Genomic DNA, 19,347 nt, shown 5'->3' on the forward strand with positions numbered 1-19,347 from the left:
TGGGGAATCTCGCGTGAGGAGACACCCTCTCCCCAACCCTCCCCCGCAGGCGGGCGAGGGGGCACACCGTGTTCGTGGCGACAGCTTGGTCTCATCTTGCTCTAGCCAAAGGTCGCCGCCGTGATGGTTTGAAACCAGCGCTCGGCGTCCGCGGCCTCGCGGGCGCGTCGCTCCGGCGGCGCATCGAGGGGACTTGTGGCGCCGCCCTCAACCTCGGCGAAGATGTCGCCCTTGGGCTGATAGTTGCCGGCGAGCGAGAAGCCGTAGGCGGGCGCAACCGTGTTGTAGCAGACGCCGGTCAGCCGCGGTGTCTCCGGCGCGCGGCCTGCGATGAGGTTGACGATCGCGTTCGCGCAGGCTTTGCCTTGCGCGCTCGCGGCCGAGGCCGATTTCGGAATGCCGCCGCCGAGGCAGGCATCGCCGATGACGTGGATGCTCGGCATGAGCCTGGATTCGAAGGTCATCGGATCGATCGGGCACCAACCGGTCGTATCCGCAGCCCCGGCAATCGCCGCGATGCGCCCAGCGCGCTGTGGCGGAATGACATTGGCGACTTGCGGGGTGTAATTGCCGAACTCGGTGATCACAGTGTTGCTTGCGGGATCGACGGAGGTGACGCGGCCGCCCTGCGACAGCGATACGCGCTCGATCATGCCGCCGTAAAGCTCCGCCCACGCTTTCTCGAACAGTTTTTGCTGCGTGAAATTGTCCTTGGCGTCCAGGATCAGCACCTTCGAGCGCGGCTTGTTTGCTTTCAGATAATGCGCGATCAGGCTGGCGCGCTCGTAAGGCGCCGGCGGGCAGCGCGAGGGATTGGCGGGCACAGCGATTGCGACCACGCCGCCATCCTCCATGGCTTCCAACTGCCTGCGCAAGAGCAGCGTCTGCTCGCCGGCCGTCCAGGCATGCGGCATCTTCTGGCTCGCGGCTTCGTCATAGCCGGGCAGGCCATCGAAATGGAAATCGACGCCGGGCGAGAGCACGAGACGGTCGTAGGAAAGCGATGAGCCATCGGCCAGCGTGACGCGCCGCGCTTGCGGATCGATCGCTGTTGCGGCCTGCGCGATGACGCTCACCCCGTCTGAGGCGATCTTCTCGTAGCCGAACTGCTGCGCCTCGATCTCGCGCAGGCCCGCGATCACCTCGTTGCTGAATGGGCAGGCGGTGAAGGTCCTGTTCGGCTCGACCAGCGTGACCTGCAAAGTCGTTTCGCTCCGCTTCAGCGCGCGGGCGCAGGCAGCCCCGCCAAAGCCGCCGCCGATCACGACGACGCGCGCCGCACCCTGCGCGCGCGCAATCGCGAGCAGGGCCAGCGATGCGGCCGCGATGCCGAGGGCGGCTGTCCGCCGTGTCACCGGGCAGGTCATCATGAGCATCATCCGGAAAACGCTGCGGCGGCCGATCGACCGCCGCAGCCGCACGTTCCCTAGGCGAAGGTGATGTTCTGGTCGCGCAGCGGCACCGAGCGGATGCGTTTGCCGGTCGCCGCGAAATAGGCGTTGAGCACCGCCGGGGCGGCAACCCCGATGGTCGGCTCGCCGACGCCGCCCCAGAACCCGCCGCTCGGCACCATCACCGCTTCCACCTTCGGCATTTCGTTGATGCGCATCGAATTGTAGGTGTCGAAGTTGCTTTGCTCGATGCGGCCGTCCTTCACGGTGCAGCCGCCGTAGAACAGCGCGGAGAGGCCGAAGACGAAGGAGCCCGCGATCTGCCGCTCCACCTGTGCCGGATTGACGACGTAGCCGGGATCGGTGGAGGCGACGATGCGATGCACCTTGATCTTGCTGCCGTCGGTCACCGAGATTTCGGCGGCGCCGGCAACATAGCTGCCATAGCCCATGATTTGCGCGACGCCGCGATAGACGCCCTGCGGCGCGGGCTTGCTCCAGCCGATCTTCTCGGCCACGGCATTGAGCACCGCCAGATGCTTGGGGTGATTGCCCATCAGCTTGCGGCGGAATTCGAGCGGGTCCTGGCCTGCGGCATGGGCCAGCTCGTCCATGAAGCATTCCATGTAGATCGCGTTGTGGTTGACGTTGACGCCGCGCCAGAAGCCCGGCGGCACGTGCGGGTTGCGCATCGCGTGCTCGATCAGGAGGTTCGGCACCGAGTAGCCGAACGCGGCTTCACCGGATTGGGCGACGCCCTGGAACGCGGCCGGATCCATGCCGTTCTGCAGCGCTTCGGGGCGGAGCGAGAACAGGATCGACTGCCCGGATAGGCGGTAGTGCAGCGCGACCAGATTGTTGTCGGCATCGAACGCGCCGGTCATCTTGCACTGGGTGATCGGGTGATACCTGCCGTGCGCCATGTCCTCTTCGCGCGACCACAACAGCTTGATCGGCGTGCCCGGCATCTGCTTGGCGATCGCGACCGCCTGGCGGACATAGTCCGTCATGCCGCGCCGGCCGAAGCCGCCGCCGAGCATCAGCTTGTGCACGTCGCACTTCTCCGCCGGCAGGCCCGAGGCCTCCAGCACCGCCGCGAAGGCCGCCTCGCCATTCTGCGTGCCGCACCAGACCTCGCATTTGTCCGCCGTGTAGAGCGCGGTGGCGTTCATCGGCTCCATGGTGGCGTGGTTCTGGTAGGGATAGTTGTAGACGGCCTCGATCTTCTTGGCGGCGCCGGCAATCGCCGCCTTGGCGTCGCCGTTCTTGTTGCCGACGTAGGCCGGATGCTCGTTGTCGAGTCCCTCGGCCAGCCACTTCGCAATCGTCTCGCTGGAGACCTTTGCGTTGTCGCCCTCGTCCCAGACGATCGGCAGCGCTTCCAGCGCGGTCTTGGCGTGCCACCAGGTGTCGGCAACGACCGCGACCGCGGTATCGCCGACCTTGACGACCTTCTTGACGCCTTTCATGCCCGCGATCTTGGCTTCGTCATAGCTCTTCAGCTTGCCGCCGAACACCGGGCAGTCCTTGATCGCAGCGTTGAGCATGCCCGGCAGCTTGACGTCGATGCCGTACGTCATCGTGCCGGTGGTCTTGTCGGCGGTGTCGAGCCGCTGCAGGCCCTTGCCCGCGATGGTCCAGTCCTTTGGATCCTTCAGCTTGACCTCAGCCGGCGGCGTCAGCTTCGCGGCGGCCTCGGCGACCTTGCCGTATGTCGTGGTCTTTCCCGACGGCGTATGGGTGATGACGCTGTTGGCGGCCTTGCATTCGGAGGCCGGCACTTTCCACTCGTTGGCGGCGGCCTCGATCAGCATCACGCGCGCGGTGGCGCCGCCCTTGCGAACGTAGTCCTGCGAAGAGCGGATGCCGCGGCTGCCGCCGGTCGAGAAATCGCCCCAGGCGCGCTTGCGGGCGACGCTCTGGCCGGGCGTCGGATATTCGGTCGTGACCTTCGACCAGTCGCATTCCAGCTCCTCGGCGACGAGCTGGGCAAGGCCGGTGAGCGAGCCCTGGCCCATCTCGGAGCGGGCGATGCGGATCACCACGGTGTCGTCGGGCCGTACCACGACCCAGGCGTTGACCTCGGGCGATCCGTCGGCGGCGCGGACCACGGCCGGCCCGCCGAAGGGGATGTCGAGGCCGAGCGCAAGGCCGGCGCCGACCGCGGCGGTGCCAATGACGAAGGCACGGCGATTTATGGCGGGCGAAACGTGTTTGTTCATGGCCGCCTCCTCAAGCGTTCGCGATCGTGTGGATCGCTTCGCGCACCTGCTGGAAGGTGCCGCAGCGGCAGATATTGGTGATGGCATCGTCGATATCGGCGTCGGTCGGTTTCGGCTTCTCCTTGAGCAGCGCCGCGACCGCCATGATCATGCCACTCTGGCAATAGCCGCATTGCGGGACATCATGGGCGATCCAGGCCTGCTGCACCCGGTGCAGCGTGCCGCCATTTGCGAGGCCCTCGATCGTGGTGATCTGCTTGCCCTCGGCCTCGCTGACCGCGACCCCGCAGGAGCGGATGGCGACGCCGTCGATGTGAACCGTGCAGGCGCCGCATTGTGCGATGCCGCAGCCATATTTGGTGCCGGTGAGGCCGACATTCTCGCGGATCGCCCACAAGAGTGGCGTGTCCGGCTCGACGTCGACAGTGATTGATTTTCCGTTGATCGTAAGGTTTGCCATCGCAGTCCCCTATTTGGCCCATCCACCGATGAGGCCCAAGGCGCGCAATTTGTCCGGCAAACGAAACCGTTTCAAATCAACAATCTGGGGTTGGGCCTGCTAAGAATCTTGAGGCTGCGGGAAGATTGTCGCGGACGCGGTGTTACGCCGTCTTCCACGGCCATGCGGCGTGCGCAACGGCGACGCGCGCAGAACTCATGACGCCGCTGGGGCGCAAGGCCCGGGTCGCGGTGCTGCGTCGCACTCTATTGATGGGCACTTTCCTGTCCGCCTGCGGCAGCCTCATCATCGAGGTGCCTCTTCTCGTAGTGGAGGAAGAGGTCGAACAAGGCCAGGAGCACGACGACCACGCCTACACCGATGCTGATGTGCATGGCCCGCGTATGCGGGAATCCAAGGAGCCAGGGCGAGGCGATGAGCCAGACTCCCATGAGGACGTTGAGCCATTCCTCCCAGTCCCGATAGGCGATGACGGCCGCCAGCGAGACCAGGCCTATGATGATGCCTGAGATCCAGAGATCGACCTTGCCGGGCTCGTTCGTCAGCCTGAACAGCCATGGCGATAAGAACAGCACGGCGGCGAGAAACAGGTTGTAAAGATCGGGGACCGTTTCGCGCTCTTGCCACTTGCTCATGACGCACCTCCTGCGCGTGGGGATACGTTCAGCAAAGCCTTCGGCCGCCGCTCGGTTCCCGAGCAACAAGCGCCGCAGGGATAGACTTTGGTCGCGGGTGACTTCCACGAGTCAGGGCGTCCTGAGCCGTTGCGCCGCCCCAGGCGTCAGCAAGGCGGCCTGATACGACGTGACGAGAGCTCCGCCGCTTACGGCCGTGGAACAGAAAGTGACAACGCGTCCCGCGTTGTGGGGATGTAATACGGGCATCCTTTGGTACACTCGGCACGAAGCCTAAGGGGGTTCCATGAACGCGCCGCGCCCTTGCAACGTGCTGATGCTCTATCCGCTGTTCACTGCTGAGTCGTTCTGGAGCTTCGGCGAATCCTGCAAATTGATGGGCGTGCAGCGCCCGGCAGCACCCTTGGGGCTGATTACCGTCGCGGCGATGTTGCCCGAGAGCTGGGCGATACGTCTCATCGACTGCAACACGACCCCGCTTGGGGATGACGATCTCGACTGGGCCGATGTCGTCTTCACCGGCGGGATGTTGCCGCAACAGACCGATACGCTGCGGCTGATCGAGCTGTGCCGCGCGAAGGCGAGGCCCGTGGTCGTCGGCGGCCCCGATCCGACATCCAGTCCGCATCTCTACGCGCGAGCCGACTTCCAGGTGCTGGGCGAGGCCGAGGGCGTCATAGACGAGTTCGTCGCCGCCTGGGAGGGCGGCGCACGCTCAGGCGTTTTCACCGCGCCGAAATTCCAGGCCGACGTGACCAGGACGCCGGTGCCGCGTTTCGACCTTCTGAAATTCGAGGACTATCTCTATCTCGGTGTGCAGTATTCCCGCGGCTGTCCCTTCACCTGCGAGTTCTGCGACATCATCGAGCTCTACGGACGCGTCCCGCGCACCAAGACGACGCCGCAGATGTTCACCGAGCTCGAGACGCTGTACCGGATGGGCTACCGCGGCCATCTCGATTTCGTCGACGACAATTTCATCGGCAACAAGAAGTCGCTCAAGTTGTTCCTCCCCCAGCTCGCCGAATGGCAGCGCGCGCACGGCTATCCCTTCGAGTTCTCGACCGAAGCCTCGGTCAATCTCGCCGATGATCAGGAGCTCCTGAACATGATGGCGGCGGCGAACTTCTTCGGCATCTTCGTCGGCATCGAGAGTCCGGACCCGGCGACGCTGGTCGCGATGCGGAAGAAGCAGAACACGCGGCGCAACATCGCCGAGAGCATTCACAGGATCTACGGCGCCGGAATGCTCGTCACCGCCGGGTTCATCGTCGGCTTCGACAGCGAGAAGGTCTCGATGGCCGACGCCATGATCGAATTCATCGAGGAGGCGGCGATTCCCGTCTGCATGGTCGGCCTGCTCTATGCCTTGCCGAACACGCAGCTCACCCGCCGTCTGGCGAAGGAAGGCCGGCTGCATGCGGATCACGATCTGGCATCGACCACGAGCGGCGATCAGTGCACGGGCGGCATCAACTTCGATCCGGTCCGCCCGCTGCGCGACATCCTGATGGACTACAAGACGGTGCTGGAGCGCGTCTACAGCCCGGAGGCCTATGCGAGCCGTGTCGACCGGTTGATGACACTGCTCGACCGCTCTCGGCAGCGCCATGAGCTGGCCGAAGGCGACATCCGTGCCAAGGTCGGTGCGATGGAGACCGTGCACCGTGTGGTCACCGCCATTCCGGAGGCGCGCGGGCCGCTCTGGCAGACCTTCATGAACTGCGCCAAGCGCGATACGTCATCGGCACGCATCGCCGTGCAGATGATTGCGGCCTATGCCCATCTTGGGCCGTTCTCGCGCAAGGTCATCGACGCCATCGATGCGCGCCTGGCTGCCCTGGACGAGCCGATGCCGTTCCCGGCGGCGGTCGCCTCCGCGCCGCAGGCTATTTCACCGCCAGCCTGAGGAAGCTCATCACGCTGCCGAGCGCGGCGAAACCGGCGCCGAGGGCCAGTGCGACGGTGGCGCCGTCATGTCCCGCAAGCGCAAAGCAGAGCGCAGCGAGCGCCGCGCCGGTCGTCTGTCCGGTCAGGCGCGCGGTGGCGACGATGCCCGAGGCGCTGCCGCTGCGATGCGGCGGCGCGCTTCCCATCACCGCCTTCATGTTTGGCGCCTGGAAGAAGCCAAAGCCCATGCCGCAGATCACCATGCGCCAGATGATGTCTGGCATGGAGGGATTGGCCGGAAGCGTCGCCAGCAGCGCCATGCCGATGCCGAGCAGCACGAGCCCGATGCCGCCCAAGAGTCCGACCGCATGGCGATCGGACAGGCGGCCGGCGATCGGCGCCATGATGGCGACGACCAGCGGCCACGGAGTCATGAAGAAGCCGGTCTCGACCTGGGAGCGGCCGAGCACGTCCTCGAAATAGAACGGCAGCGAGACGAAGGCGAGGCCCTGCACGGCGAAGGAGCAGACCGCGGTCGCCGCCGACAGCGCGAACATGGGACGGCTGAACAGGTCGATCGGCAACATCGGTGCGGGGTGATCGGCATGCCGGCGCGTCAGGATGAAGCCGGTCACGAGCGCTGCCACAAGCTCCACCGCGACGAGGCGCGGGGAGAGATTATGCGCCGCGCTGCCGATGCCGGTAATGAACAGGCCGAGACAGATCGCCGCCAGTACGGCGCCCAGGAAATCAAAGCCGTGATCGGCGCGCGGCGTCTTCGGCAGCATCGCAAATCCGATGCCCATGGCGACGAGGCCGAAGGGAATGTTCACCGCGAACAGCCACGGCCACGGCCCGAGCGCGAGGATCGCGGACGCGATCGACGGCCCGATCGTGAAGGCAGTCGCGACCACCAGCGCATTGTGACCGAAGCCGCGGCCCTGCATCCGTCCGGGATAGACGAAACGCACCAGGGCCGTGTTGACGCTCATGATGCCGCTCGCCCCTAAGCCCTGCAGCGTGCGCGCCACGAGCAGGCTCGGCAGCGACCAGGCGACTGCGCAGAGCAGCGAGGCGATCGTGAACAGGAGGAGCCCGCCGAGATAGATGCGCTGATGCCCGACGATCTCGCCGAGCGCTCCCAGCGGGAGCAGCGTCGCGACCAGCGCGATCTGGTAGACGTTGACCACCCAGACCACCTGCTCGGGGCTGACATGAAGATCGGCGGCGATGGCGGGCAGGGCGATGTTGGCGATCGCTGTGTCGAGCGAGGCCATCGCAAGCGCGGTGAAGATCGCGGCGATCGCCCAGCGCCGGCGCATCGTGGGCAGGCCGTCGGCGACGGGGCGTTCGGGCTCCGTCGCGAGCGCAGGTAACGTGATTGTCATTGCCTGCGCTTTGCTCCGGCGTGAGGCTCCAATATGGCTCACGCCATGTACTACGGCCGGGTCCATCGCCCCAGCCATCGGGGCGCATGATGTCCATGCGGCCAGCGTTGGGCCCGTCTCGAGATTGCGATGTCGAAGCCTGGCGTTCGAAATTCGGTCTCGCCACGTGCATCCGGTTCGAATTTCGAACGGATGCACCCTGGATTGCTCGGCAAACAACCTAATGACTGCAAGCGCTTAAATCCGAAAGCCTGACCTGGCACGCAAGCTGCGTTCCTCCAATTGCGTCTCTCGCTTTGCTGCGGGGGGAGAACAAATCTGAGATTGGGAGGGAATGCATGAGTGAGTACAAGACCAACGGCGCGCGCAAACATGAGAGCCTGGATGCGGTGGTGATCGGCACGGGAGTTGCCGGCCTCTACCAGCTCTACAAGCTGCGCGACGAGCAGGGCCTGAAGGTCAAGGCCGTCGACACGGCCACCGGCGTCGGCGGCACCTGGTACTGGAATCGCTATCCGGGAGCACGTTTCGACTCCGAGGCTTATATCTACCAGTATCTCTTTTCAGAGGAGCTCTACAAAGGCTGGAGCTGGAGCGAGCGTTTCCCCGGTCAGCCCGAGATCGAAAAGTGGCTCAACTACGTCGCCGACAAGCTCGATCTGCGCAAGGACATCCGCTTCTCAACGACGATCACGAGTGCCGTCTTCAACGAGGCGACACAGCGCTGGACGATCACGACCGACAAGGGCGATGTCATCGACGCACAGTTCCTGATCACCTGCTGCGGTATGCTGTCGGCGCCGCTGACGTCGGTGTTTCCCGGACAGGACACGTTCAAGGGCACGCTCGTCCATACCGGCCGCTATCCGAAGGAGACGCTCGACCTCGCCGGCAAGCGCGTCGGCGTGGTCGGCAATGGTGCCACGGGCATCCAGGTCATCCAGACCATCGCCGGCGAGGTCGGCAGCCTGAAGGTGTTCGTACGCACGCCGCAATACATCATCCCGATGAAGAACCCGAAATACGGGCCGAGAGAGGTCGAGGCCTACAAGGCGCGGTTCGAGGAATTCCGCAAGGTCCTGCCTCACTCCTTCACCGGCTTCGAATACGACTTCACCAACGGCAATTGGAAGGATCTCACGGCGGACCAGCGTCACGCCGTTCTGGAGAAGATCTGGGATGAAGGCTCGCTGCGGCTGTGGCTCGCCTCGTTCGTCGAGATGTTCTTCGAGGAGGATGTCAGCGAGGAGATCTCCGAGTTCGTCCGCAAGAAGATGCGTGCACGCCTGAAGGACCCCAAGCTGTGCGAGGCGCTGATCCCGACCGATTACGGCTTTGGCACGCATCGGGTGCCGCTCGAGACCAACTATCTGGAGGCATTTCACCAGGCGAACGTCGAGCTGGTCAGCGTCAAGAACAACCCGATCAAGCGGATCACGCCCCAGGGTATCGAGCTCACCGACGGAACGTCGTATGGGCTGGATGTGATCATCCTTGCGACCGGCTTCGACGCCGGCTCCGGGGCATTGACGCGCATCGACATCCGTGGCCGCGACGGCCGGTCGCTGAAGGACGAGTGGAGCCGCGACATCAGGACCACGATGGGGCTTCAGGTGCACGGCTACCCGAACCTCTTCACGACCGGTGCGCCGCTGGCGCCGTCGACGGCGCTCTGCAACATGACGACATGCCTTCAGCAGCAGGTCGAGTGGATCAGCGATTGCATCGCCTACCTCAAGAAGAACCATTTGAGAGTCATCGAGCCCACCAAGGAGACGCAGGACGCCTGGGTCGCGCATCACGATGAGGTCGCGAACACGACCCTCGTGACCAAGACGCACTCCTGGTACATGGGCTCGAATGTCGAGGGCAAGCCGCGCCGTCTGCTCTCCTATATCGGCGGCGTCGGGACCTATCGCCAGAAGTGCGATGAAGTCGCCTCCTCGGCCTATCCGGGCTTTGCCAAGCAGTGATCGACGCAGGGTCGCGCGAGCGCTCCCCGCGAGCGCGGCCCTTCTTCTTCGCATCTCCCAAAAATCAACGGAGGAAACACATGTGCAGAGAATTTGCTGTAGACGCCGACGCAATCCTCAATGAGACGGTCTCGACGGGGCCGGGTGTTCCGGGCGTCGCCGCCATGATGACGGATCGCAACGGCAATATCTACGAAGGTGCCGCGGGCAAACGTCGGACCGACAAGCCGGAGGCGATGACGACGGACACGAGCTTTGCTATTTTCTCGACCACCAAGGCGATCACCGGCACCGCCGCTCTTCAACTGATCGAAGAGGGCCGGCTTGACCTCGATGCTCCCGCGAAGAGATATGCGCCCGACATCGGCAAGCTGCAGGTGATCGACGGCTTCGACGCCAAGGGCCAGCCCAGGCTTCGCGCGCCGAAACGCGACGTGACCACGCGCATGCTGCTGCTGCACACCGGCGGCTTCGGCTACGACTTCTTCAACGAGAACTATCTGCGCCTGGCGACCGAGCACGGACAGCCGAGCGTGATCACCTCGTCGAAGGCCGCGATCATGACACCGCTTCTTTTCGATCCCGGTTCGAAATGGGAGTACGGCACGAACATCGATTGGGTCGGGCAGGTCGTCGAGGGCATCACAGGCAAGCGGCTCGGCGAGGTCTTCGCCGAACGCATCTTCAAACCGCTCGGCATGGCGAACACGACGTTCGAGATCAACGACACGGTGCGCAGCAAGCTCGCCGGCATGCACGCCCGCAACGCCGACGGCTCGCTCACGCCGATGGACTTCGAATTGCCGTCAAATCCGGAGGTCCATATGGGCGGGCATGGCCTCTACAGCACGGTCGGCGACTACATGCGCTTCATTCGGATGTGGCTGAACGACGGGAACGGCCCGCACGGCCGGGTGCTCAAGGCGGAGACCGTGATGATGGCGGAAAAGAACCATCTCGGCGATCTCAAGGTCACGGCGCTGCCGGGGGTGATCAAATCGCTCTCCAACGATGCCGAGTTCTTCCCGGGCCAGTCGAAATCCTGGTCGTTCACGTTCATGGTCAACGACGAGGAGGCTCCGACGGGCCGGCCCGCCGGCGCGCTCGGCTGGGCCGGCTTGGCGAACCTGTTCTACTGGATCGATCGGCAGAATGGCTTCGGCGGTTATTGGGCGACCCAGATCCTGCCGTTCGGCGATCCGGCTTCGTTCACCGGATATATGCGCTTCGAGACGGCCTTCTATGACACCCTGCACCGGCGCAAGGCAGCCTGAGCACGACCCGGACCCGGAGGGCCGCGTTAGCGCAAGGTGTGAAGCGGCCTTCCGAAAAGATCATGCTCAACAATAACCTGAAGCGCGATGACGATTCATCCAATCTCATCGCGCCTCAGGGGCCGGCAAATTGGTGCGCCTCCGGCCTCACGCTTTTGCAGTGCGGTCGGAGGCGCGCGCCAAAGTTGCGCCGTGATCCGGTTGTCAGTTGCGCGTTGGCGTGGAATGATCTCAAAGTCGGCCGATAAAGCTTGGGGTCCCCCAACAACAAGAAGATCTTGGACCGCTCAGCGCGTCAAAGGAGGAAGCGTGTTGGGTCAGACGCCAGAGGAAGCTTTTGCGAATCCAGGTATTGAGCGCGACGTCCTGACGAGCTGGGAGCACTTCCTGTCCGGAAGCGGCAGCACGCGTCAACAGGTCGTGCGATCAGCCATCACTGATTCCTGGCAGCGCTGCCAGCAATCGGCGGTCGACTATCGGCGTGGTCAGGCTCCGATGCCGATCAGGGATGACCGGCTGCAACGCCTCCTCGACAAGCGCAGCCGTCTCGTCCAGGCCGGCGCTTCGACGATGGCGCTGGCGCGCGACTACATGCTGGAAACCGGCACCGTGATGGTGCTGACCGATGTCGACGGCGTTGTCTTGCGCCTTGAGGGTGACACCAAGCTCGCGCTGCGCGATGCCGTTGAGAAGACGCATTTGCTGCCCGGCAGCAATTGGAGCGAGACGACCTGCGGAACGAATGCGATCGGCACTGCGCTTGAAACCGGGCAGCCGATTCAGGTGCATGCTACGGAGCATTTCTGCTCCGGCATCCACCGCTGGACTTGCTCGGCCAGCGTCATTCGCGATCCCATCGACGGCGCCGTGATCGGAGTGATCGATATCTCCGGCTTGTCCTCGTCCTACGGGCGGCCGGCACTCGCGCTGGCGATTTCGGCGGCGGCGCGCATCGAGGCCCAGCTGCTGCAGATGGAGCTGGACGCCCGCTACCGCCTTCTCGACCAATGCTTCTGGATGCTGCCGCCTTCGGATCGGCATCACGCCGTGCTATTCGATAGTGCCGGACGGCCCTTCAAGGCCAACGGCGAAATGGCGCAGATCATGCGCGACCTCGGCGCGCCGCAATGCCAGTCGAATTTTCCGCATCTCGGCAGCAGCGACGATCGGCCATGGAGCAGTTCGCGTCCAGCCTGGATCAAGGAGGAATGGCTGAGACCGGTTGGCTATCAGGGCGAACATCTGGGAACCGTCATGGTGGCGCCGAAGCCGGTGGCTTCGAGCAGATCCGTTTTGCCGCCCGCTCAGGGTGATGCCAGGGCTTTCACCAGCATCATCCATGCAGACCCCAAGATGCACGCCGTCGTCGAAAAATGCCGTCGTGTCGGCGCGACCGCGGCTCCCGTCCTGCTGCTTGGCGAGACCGGTGTCGGCAAGGAGGTTTTCGCTCAGGCCATTCATTCTGCGTCCCCGCGCCGGAGCGGCCCGCTGGTCGTCGTGAATTGTGGCTCCGTCTCGCGCGAGCTGCTGGCGAGCGAGCTCTTCGGCTATGTCGACGGCGCGTTCACGGGCGCGCGGCGGGGCGGCATGTCCGGAAAGATCGAAGCAGCCTCCCGCGGTACCCTTTTCCTCGACGAGATCGGCGAATTGCCGCTCGATCTCCAGCCCATGTTGCTGCGAGCTCTGGAGAATGGCGAGATCAGCAGGGTCGGCGACACCGCGGCCCGCAAGGTGGACTTCCGCCTCGTCGCCGCGACCAATCGCGATCTGCGAGCCGAGGTGGACGCACAGCGCTTCCGCAAGGATCTGTACTACCGGCTGGCTGTCGTGCCCGTCGTCATACCGCCGCTGCGTGAGCGCAGCGATGACATTCCGCTGCTGGTCGATCATTTCGTCGCCCAGGCAAGATCGCGCTACGGCCTTGCCGATCGCCGTTTTGCCCCGGAGGTGCTCGAGTTCCTGCGTCGCTATGACTGGCCCGGCAACGTCCGCGAGCTGCGCAACCTGATCGAGAGTCTGATGCTGACCAGCAACGGGGACCCGATCGAAGCTTCGGACTTGCCTGATTGCATCCGGCGGACGGAAGAAGCGCGCGAGCCGGGTCTGTCTCTGGCCGAGTCAGCCGAACGTGACTTGATAGCGCGTACACTGCGGTCGTGTAGCGGCAATGTGACGGCGACCGCATCCGCGCTCGGTCTCGCCAAGAGCACCGTCTACGCGAAGCTGCATCGCTACAACATTCGCTTCGATGAGGGCTCGGCAAACTCTTCGCGTTGAGATTCGGCTCTCTTCGCCTCTCCCCGCTTGCGGGGAGAGGCCGGATCGCATCGGTATAAGAGCGGGGAGACGGAGCAGATTAGCGCGCTAGAACTGATACCTTCGCAACCCGCCATCGACCGGAATCACCGTGCCTGTGATGTAGCGCGCCACCGGCGAGGCCAGGAACACGGCGAGGGCCGCGAGGTCCTCCGGCTCGCCCCAATAGCCGACCGGAATCTCTTCTTCCGCAAAGCGCTCGCGATAATCCGGCGGATAGTTGCGGCGGATCTGCTCGCTCATGATGCGGCCGGGCGGGATGCAGTTGATGGTGATGCCGTGCTTGCCGATCTCGCGCGACAGGCCCTTGGCCCAGGCGTGCACGGCGGCCTTGGCGGCGAAGGCGGCGTTGAGCCCTTCCGGCTCGGACTTGCCGGTGATGTTGATGATGCGGCCCCAGTTGCGCTCGATCATCTGCGGCAGGAGCGAATGCGCGATGCGGCGGTAGCTGGTGAAGTTCAGTGCGATGGCCTCGTCCCATTTGCTGTCGGATGCATCGACGGGCAGGGGACGGCTGCCGCCCGCATTGTTGACGAGGATGTCGACATGGCCGAGCTGCTTCAGCGCGAAGGCGGCCAGCCGCTCGGCGGCATCGTTCGCCATCACGTCCTGCTCGAACGGCGTGATCAACCCCGCGCCGGCTTCCTGCACGAGCTGGTCGAGCAGGTCCTTGCGCCGTGCCACCGCCACCACGCGCACGCCCTCAGTGGCAAGGCCCTTGGCGATGGCGCGGCCGATGCCGATGCTCGCGCCGGTGACGACTGCGGTTTTCGACTTGAGCCCGAGGTCCATGGTCACACGCTCTCTTGTTTGCTTTTGTTGGGTTGCGGTTCGTTTCCAACCCGCCCCGGCAGCGATTTGCCCGACCGGGACGAGCAGTGGTAACGAAGAGCCAAGCCGAAGGAAACACGAAAAGCAGGTTCGCGAAGATGGTGTGGGATCCGCAGCAATATCTGAAATTCTCCGGTCACCGCTTGAGACCCGCCGTCGATCTCTTGATGCGCATCCCGGATTTTGCCGTCTCGAGCATTGCCGATCTCGGCGCCGGTGCCGGCAACGTCACAAAACTGATCAAGGAGCGCTGGCCGGGTGCGGCCGTCACCGGCGTCGAAGGTTCGGCCGAGATGGTCGCCGCCGGTCGCAAGGCGGCGCCGGAGGTGGAATGGTCGCACGAGGATCTCGGCCATTGGCGTCCGGTGAAGCGATATGACCTGATCTATTCCAATGCCGCGCTGCACTGGCTGCCCAATCATGCGGCACTCTTCCCCTCGGTGATGGAGAAGGTCACCCCGGGCGGCATGCTTGCGGTACAGATGCCGCGCAATTTTACCGCGCCCTCGCATGTTCTGATCGGCGAGACCGCGCTGAACGGACCGTGGCGGGCCAAGGTCGAGCATCTCGTCACCCCGCCGCCGGTCGAGGAGCCGGCCTTCTATCACGGTCTGCTTGCGCCCCTGTCGCAGAACATCGACATCTGGGAGACCGAATATCTCCAGGTCCTGGAAGGCGACAATCCCGTCAAGGAGTGGACGAAGGGCACCTGGCTGACGCGCTATCTCGACGTCTTGCAGGGCGAAGAGAAGGCCGCCTTCGAGGCCGCCTATGGCGAGCGCGTCGCAAAAGCCTATCCAAAGAATGCCGCGGGGCAGACGCTGTTCCCGTTCCGGCGGCTGTTCATGGTCGCCCAGCGCAAGGGTTAACTTCGTTCGCCGATGCGACATAAGCGCTCGCCCGTCGGGGCTGGAGCGGGCGCAAGCTTGCGTATACAAGTGCCGTCAAGGCGATTTGGCTGCGGCAAATTGGGCTTAGGTCTAGTTGTTCGCCTGGTGGTTTGCTGCCACTACTGAAGCCGGAAAACAAAAAAGAACCGGCTTTAGAGGTTGTTGGGAGGTACTTTATGCGCAAACTGCTGCTTGCGGCCGCTGCGGCCGCGCTTGCATTGGCGCCTGCCGCGGTGCAGGCCCAGAGCCCGATCGTCATCAAGTTCAGCCACGTCGTCGCCAACGATACGCCGAAGGGGAAGGGCGCGCTCAAGTTCAAGGAGCTCGCCGAGAAATACACCGACGGCAAGGTCAAGATCGAGGTCTATCCGAACTCCTCGCTCTACAAGGACAAGGAAGAGATCGAGGCGCTCCAGCTCGGTTCGGTACAGATGCTCGCGCCCTCGACCGCGAAGTTCGCGCCGCTCGGGGTGAAGGAGTTCGAGGCGCTCGACCTGCCCTGGCTGTTCAAGGACGACGCGACCTACTCCAGTGCGATGAAGGGCACCGTCGGGAAGTGGCTGTTCCAGAAGCTGGAGGCAAAAGGCATCACGGGTCTGGCCTATTGGGACAACGGCTTCCACATGGTCTCCTCCAGCCGCCCGCTGATGAAGCCCGCCGACTTCCAGGGGCTGAAGTTCCGCATCTCCGGCTCGAAAATCGCCGACCAGTATTTCCGCCTCGTCGGCTCGATCCCGCAGATCATGGCGTTCTCCGAAGTCTATCAGGCCTTGCAGACTGGCGTCGTCGACGGCTGCGAGAACACGGCCTCGAACTACCTGACGCAGAAGTTCTTCGAGGTGCAGAAGGACATCACCGTCTCCTATCACGCGCACCTGCAATACGCAGTGATCGTCAACTCGAAATTCTGGGCCGGCCTGCCGCCGGACGTCCGCGGCCAGCTCGAGAAGGCGATGGCGGAGGCGACCGACTACACCAACTCGATCGCGCGCCAGGAGAACGAGGACGCGCTCGCCGAGATCAAGAAGTCGGGCAAGACCACGCTGCACTACCTCTCCGATGCCGACCGCAAGGCGTGGCAGGAGGCGATGCAGCCGACTTACAAATGGGCCAAGGGTCGGGTCGGGCAGGAGGTGCTCGACCTCGTCGCCAAGGAACTCGACGTCAAGATGAACTGACGCGGCCTGGCGAAGAACAACAACAAGAACGGTCGGGAGTGAACGCACTCCCGGCCGTTTCGGTCTGATAGGGGGGACTTGATTTGCTTCGCGTGCTCAATCGTGCGCTCAATCATCTCGAAGAGTGGCTGATCGCGACGCTCATTGCGGCTGCAACGGGCCTGATCTTCATCGCCGTGCTGCATCGTTACGGCGCCGGCGAGTCGATCGCTCTCTCCAGATGGGCCACCGCGCACGGGCTGACCTGGCTCGCGGCGTTGTCGAAAGCCGCATTCACCTTCCTGTCCGAGCTCGACCTGTCCTGGGCGCAGGAGCTCTGCATCTACATGTTCATCTGGATGGCGAAGTTCGGCGCGGCCTATGGCGTGCGCACCGGCATCCATGTCGGCGTCGACCTCCTCGTCAACCGCCTGCCCGAACATTCCCGCAAGCACGTGATCCTGTTCGCGCTGCTCTGCGGCGCGATCTTCACCGGCATGATCGCGGCCTTCGGCGCCTCCTTCGTCGGCGAGATGTTCCACACCGGACAGCAGTCGAACGATCTGGAAGCGCCGATGTGGATCGTCTATCTGGCGATCCCGCTCGGCTCCGGCCTGATGTGCTTCCGCTTTATCCAGGTCGCCTGGTTCTATTTCTGGACCGGCGAGCTGCCGCATCACGACGAGACCCATGTCGAAGGCGTGCAGGCCGATGGTTCGCCAGCGCTGCATCCGCAGCCGGCGGGTGCCGCGACAAAGGCGGCTGCGCGAAAGGTTTCGCCGCTCGGCGTCATCCTGATCCTGGCACCGATCCTGATCTTCGCGCTGTGCCTTGCCGAAAAGTCCGGCGTGATCGTGCTGCCGCACTGGATGCGCGCTGCCACTGTGTTTGCGCTGCTGATCGCGCTGATGCTGACGGGCATCCCGGTCTCGATTGCGCTCGGCCTCACCGTGATGACGTTTCTGTTCACGCTGACGACGGTGCCGATCGAAGCGGTCTCGATGAAGCTCTTCACGGGCATCGAGAGCTTCGAGATCATGGCGATCCCGTTCTTCATCCTGGCGGGAAATTTCCTCACCCATGGCGGCGTGGCGCGGCGTATGATCAATTTCGCGACCTCGCTGATCGGCCACTGGCACGGAGGCCTCGGACTTGCCGGCATCGTCGCCTGCGCGATGTTTGCGCTGGTGTGCGGCTCGAGCGTCGCCACGGTGGCCGCGATCGGCGCCATCGTGCTGCCCGAGATGGTCCGCCACGGCTATCCGATGCGCTTCGGCGCCGGCATCATCACGGTCGCCGGCTCGCTCGGCATCCTGATGCTGCCCTCGATCCCGAAGATCGTCTACGCGGTCTCGACCAACACCTCGATCGGCGCGCTGTTCGTCGCCGGCCTTTTGCCCGGCATGATGCTGACCACGATGCTGTGCATCGTCACCTGGTGGCTCGCGCGCAAGCGCGACTATCCGCGCCTGCCGAAGGCGAGCTGGGGCGAGACGGTGCGCACGTTCCGCGAGAGCATCTGGGGATTGATGCTGGTCGTCATCATCATCGGCGGCATCTATAGCGGCCTGTTCACGGCGACCGAGGCGGCCGCGATGGCGGCGGTCTATTCCTTCTTCATCTCGGTCTTCGTCTACAAGGCGATCGGGATGAAGGACGTGCCGCGCGTGCTGCTGCGCGCCGCCAACACCAGCGCGATGCTGCTCTACATCGTCACCAACGCGGTGCTGTTCTCCTTCGTGCTCTCCAACGAGAACCTGCCGGCGACGCTCGCCGACTGGATCGCGGCGCAGAATCTCGGCTGGGTCGGCTTCCTCCTGGTCGTCAACGTGCTGTTGCTGCTCGCCGGCAATTTCATGGAGCCGAACTCGATCATCCTGATCATGGCCCCGATCCTTGCTCCGGCCGCCAAGAAGCTCGGCATCGATCTCGTGCATTTCGGCATCGTCATCGACGTCAACATGGAGGTCGGCCTCTGCCATCCGCCTGTCGGGCTAAATCTCTACGTCGCCTCGATGATCGCGCGAATGCGCATCACCGAGCTCGCGGTGGCCGTCATGCCGTGGCTGCTCACGATGCTCGCCTTCCTGGTCGTCGTGACCTACTGGCCCGAGCTGACGCTGTTCCTGCCAAGAGTCCTCGGGATGCATTAGCCACTTGCCCGCGGGGCCAAATCTTCGGTCTTGCGCGTTACATAAGTGTATGCTTATGTAACAAACATGATCGAGAACGACATTTTTCGCGCCTTGGCCGACCCCACCCGCCGGGCGATCTTCGAAAAGCTTGCGGCTGGCGGGATGAACGCGAGCGCCCTGCGAGCGGGCATGGAGATCAGTCAGCCGGCGATGTCTCAGCACCTTGCAGTCCTCCGGAGCGCCAGGCTGGTGAAGGAGGAGCGGCAGGGGCGCTTCGTGAACTACGAGGTCGATCCCGAAGGGCTTTCCCTCATCGCGCATTGGTTGGCGAAATATCGGGCCTACTGGCCGGCACGCATCGAAGCTCTCAAGATCTTGCTGAAGGAAATGGATCAATGACCTCCGAAGAGACCAGAGAGCAGAACGGTATCGAGCTCGAATACGACCTCAACGAGCCGCCTCAGAAGGTGTGGCGGGCAATCAGCAATCCCGAGCTTCGAGAGGCGTGGCTGCCGGGGCAGGATCTCGCCAATCCCGAGCCAACCACCATTACGCCCGGTCGAGAAGTCCGATATGCCCTGCGCGAGAGTGTCCCACCCTTTCTCGAGAGCACGGTGACATTCAGGATCATCCCGAACGGGACGGGCGGGACGAGCCTGCGGATCATTCACGAGCTCGACGGCACGAGCTTCGGCCGGATGACGAAGGCCGCCGCAAACAGCAACAGCCCGATCCGTATGCGCGCCGCCTGATCCGGCGCGCTCACCACACATTCGAGCAGACTG

15 protein-coding genes and 1 pseudogene are annotated in these 19,347 nt (G+C 64.0%); 10 read left to right on the forward strand and 6 right to left on the reverse strand.

Annotation, left to right across the window (positions count from 1 at the left end; translation table 11 throughout):
• Positions 1–101: 101 nt before the first annotated feature.
• The 4 genes from QQL28_RS28425 to QQL28_RS28440 all read right to left on the reverse strand — a co-directional run bounded on the left by QQL28_RS28425 (position 102) and on the right by QQL28_RS28440 (position 4,708).
• On the reverse strand, positions 102–1,367 hold the full coding sequence (locus QQL28_RS28425) for an FCSD flavin-binding domain-containing protein (protein ID WP_284270902.1): 1,266 nt from the start codon (positions 1,365–1,367) through the stop codon (positions 102–104).
• A 59-nt stretch (positions 1,368–1,426) separates the two neighbouring features.
• Positions 1,427–3,613 carry a xanthine dehydrogenase family protein molybdopterin-binding subunit gene (locus tag QQL28_RS28430; RefSeq protein WP_284270818.1) on the reverse strand — a complete coding sequence of 729 codons (2,187 nt, stop codon included), beginning with the start codon at positions 3,611–3,613 and terminating at the stop codon, positions 1,427–1,429.
• 10 nt (positions 3,614–3,623) lie between these two features.
• The gene (locus QQL28_RS28435; RefSeq protein WP_284270820.1) at positions 3,624–4,073 is read right to left on the reverse strand and encodes a (2Fe-2S)-binding protein; all 450 of its coding nucleotides are present in this window, start codon (positions 4,071–4,073) and stop codon (positions 3,624–3,626) included.
• A 245-nt stretch (positions 4,074–4,318) separates the two neighbouring features.
• Positions 4,319–4,708, reverse strand: coding sequence for an SPW repeat protein (locus tag QQL28_RS28440; protein ID WP_284270821.1), 390 nt, complete (start codon positions 4,706–4,708; stop codon positions 4,319–4,321).
• Positions 4,709–4,994: 286 nt separating this feature from the next.
• On the opposite strand from QQL28_RS28440, the gene QQL28_RS28445 reads away from it, so the two are divergent.
• On the forward strand, positions 4,995–6,617 hold the full coding sequence (locus QQL28_RS28445) for a B12-binding domain-containing radical SAM protein (RefSeq protein ID WP_284270822.1): 1,623 nt from the start codon (positions 4,995–4,997) through the stop codon (positions 6,615–6,617).
• On the opposite strand, the gene QQL28_RS28450 is transcribed toward QQL28_RS28445, so the two are convergent.
• A complete protein-coding gene (locus QQL28_RS28450; protein ID WP_284270823.1) occupies positions 6,598–7,986 on the reverse strand; it encodes an MFS transporter in 1,389 nt (462 codons plus the stop codon). The two genes, QQL28_RS28445 and QQL28_RS28450, sit on opposite strands and share 20 nt — an antisense overlap.
• A 338-nt stretch (positions 7,987–8,324) precedes the next feature.
• Here QQL28_RS28450 and QQL28_RS28455 point away from each other — a divergent pair, with 338 nt between their 5' ends.
• The 3 genes from QQL28_RS28455 (at position 8,325) to QQL28_RS28465 (ending at position 13,510) form a co-directional block, all read left to right on the forward strand.
• On the forward strand, positions 8,325–9,959 hold the full coding sequence (locus QQL28_RS28455) for a flavin-containing monooxygenase (RefSeq protein WP_284270824.1): 1,635 nt from the start codon (positions 8,325–8,327) through the stop codon (positions 9,957–9,959).
• 80 nt (positions 9,960–10,039) lie between these two features.
• A complete protein-coding gene (gene acmB, locus QQL28_RS28460) occupies positions 10,040–11,233 on the forward strand; it encodes a methyl acetate hydrolase AcmB (RefSeq protein ID WP_284270825.1) in 1,194 nt (397 codons plus the stop codon).
• 309 nt (positions 11,234–11,542) lie between these two features.
• Positions 11,543–13,510 carry a sigma-54-dependent Fis family transcriptional regulator gene (locus tag QQL28_RS28465; protein WP_284270826.1) on the forward strand — a complete coding sequence of 656 codons (1,968 nt, stop codon included), beginning with the start codon at positions 11,543–11,545 and terminating at the stop codon, positions 13,508–13,510.
• Positions 13,511–13,597: 87 nt separating this feature from the next.
• On the opposite strand, the gene QQL28_RS28470 is transcribed toward QQL28_RS28465, so the two are convergent.
• A complete protein-coding gene (locus tag QQL28_RS28470; RefSeq protein WP_284270903.1) occupies positions 13,598–14,341 on the reverse strand; it encodes an SDR family NAD(P)-dependent oxidoreductase in 744 nt (247 codons plus the stop codon).
• Between the two features lie 137 nt (positions 14,342–14,478).
• On the opposite strand from QQL28_RS28470, the gene QQL28_RS28475 reads away from it, so the two are divergent.
• The 6 genes and pseudogenes from QQL28_RS28475 (at position 14,479) to QQL28_RS28495 (ending at position 19,314) form a co-directional block, all read left to right on the forward strand.
• A complete protein-coding gene (locus QQL28_RS28475) occupies positions 14,479–15,249 on the forward strand; it encodes a methyltransferase domain-containing protein (protein WP_284270827.1) in 771 nt (256 codons plus the stop codon).
• Positions 15,250–15,446: 197 nt separating this feature from the next.
• On the forward strand, positions 15,447–16,448 hold the full coding sequence (locus tag QQL28_RS28480; RefSeq protein WP_284270828.1) for a DctP family TRAP transporter solute-binding subunit: 1,002 nt from the start codon (positions 15,447–15,449) through the stop codon (positions 16,446–16,448).
• Between the two features lie 176 nt (positions 16,449–16,624).
• Positions 16,625–17,059 (forward strand): annotated as a pseudogene (locus QQL28_RS45950) (TRAP transporter small permease); the annotation flags it as partial.
• A 237-nt stretch (positions 17,060–17,296) separates the two neighbouring features.
• Positions 17,297–18,580, forward strand: coding sequence for a TRAP transporter large permease (locus QQL28_RS45955; RefSeq protein ID WP_348522528.1), 1,284 nt, complete (start codon positions 17,297–17,299; stop codon positions 18,578–18,580).
• Between the two features lie 66 nt (positions 18,581–18,646).
• Positions 18,647–18,961 (forward strand): ArsR/SmtB family transcription factor, encoded by a 315-nt coding sequence (locus QQL28_RS28490; RefSeq protein ID WP_284270830.1) that lies wholly within the window; start codon positions 18,647–18,649, stop codon positions 18,959–18,961.
• Positions 18,958–19,314 (forward strand): SRPBCC family protein, encoded by a 357-nt coding sequence (locus QQL28_RS28495; protein ID WP_284270831.1) that lies wholly within the window; start codon positions 18,958–18,960, stop codon positions 19,312–19,314. The genes QQL28_RS28490 and QQL28_RS28495 overlap by 4 nt, the downstream gene beginning before the upstream one ends.
• The last annotated feature ends 33 nt before the right edge of the window (positions 19,315–19,347 follow it).

The organism is Bradyrhizobium iriomotense (assembly GCF_030160715.1).
Classification (GTDB): domain Bacteria; phylum Pseudomonadota; class Alphaproteobacteria; order Rhizobiales; family Xanthobacteraceae; genus Bradyrhizobium; species Bradyrhizobium iriomotense.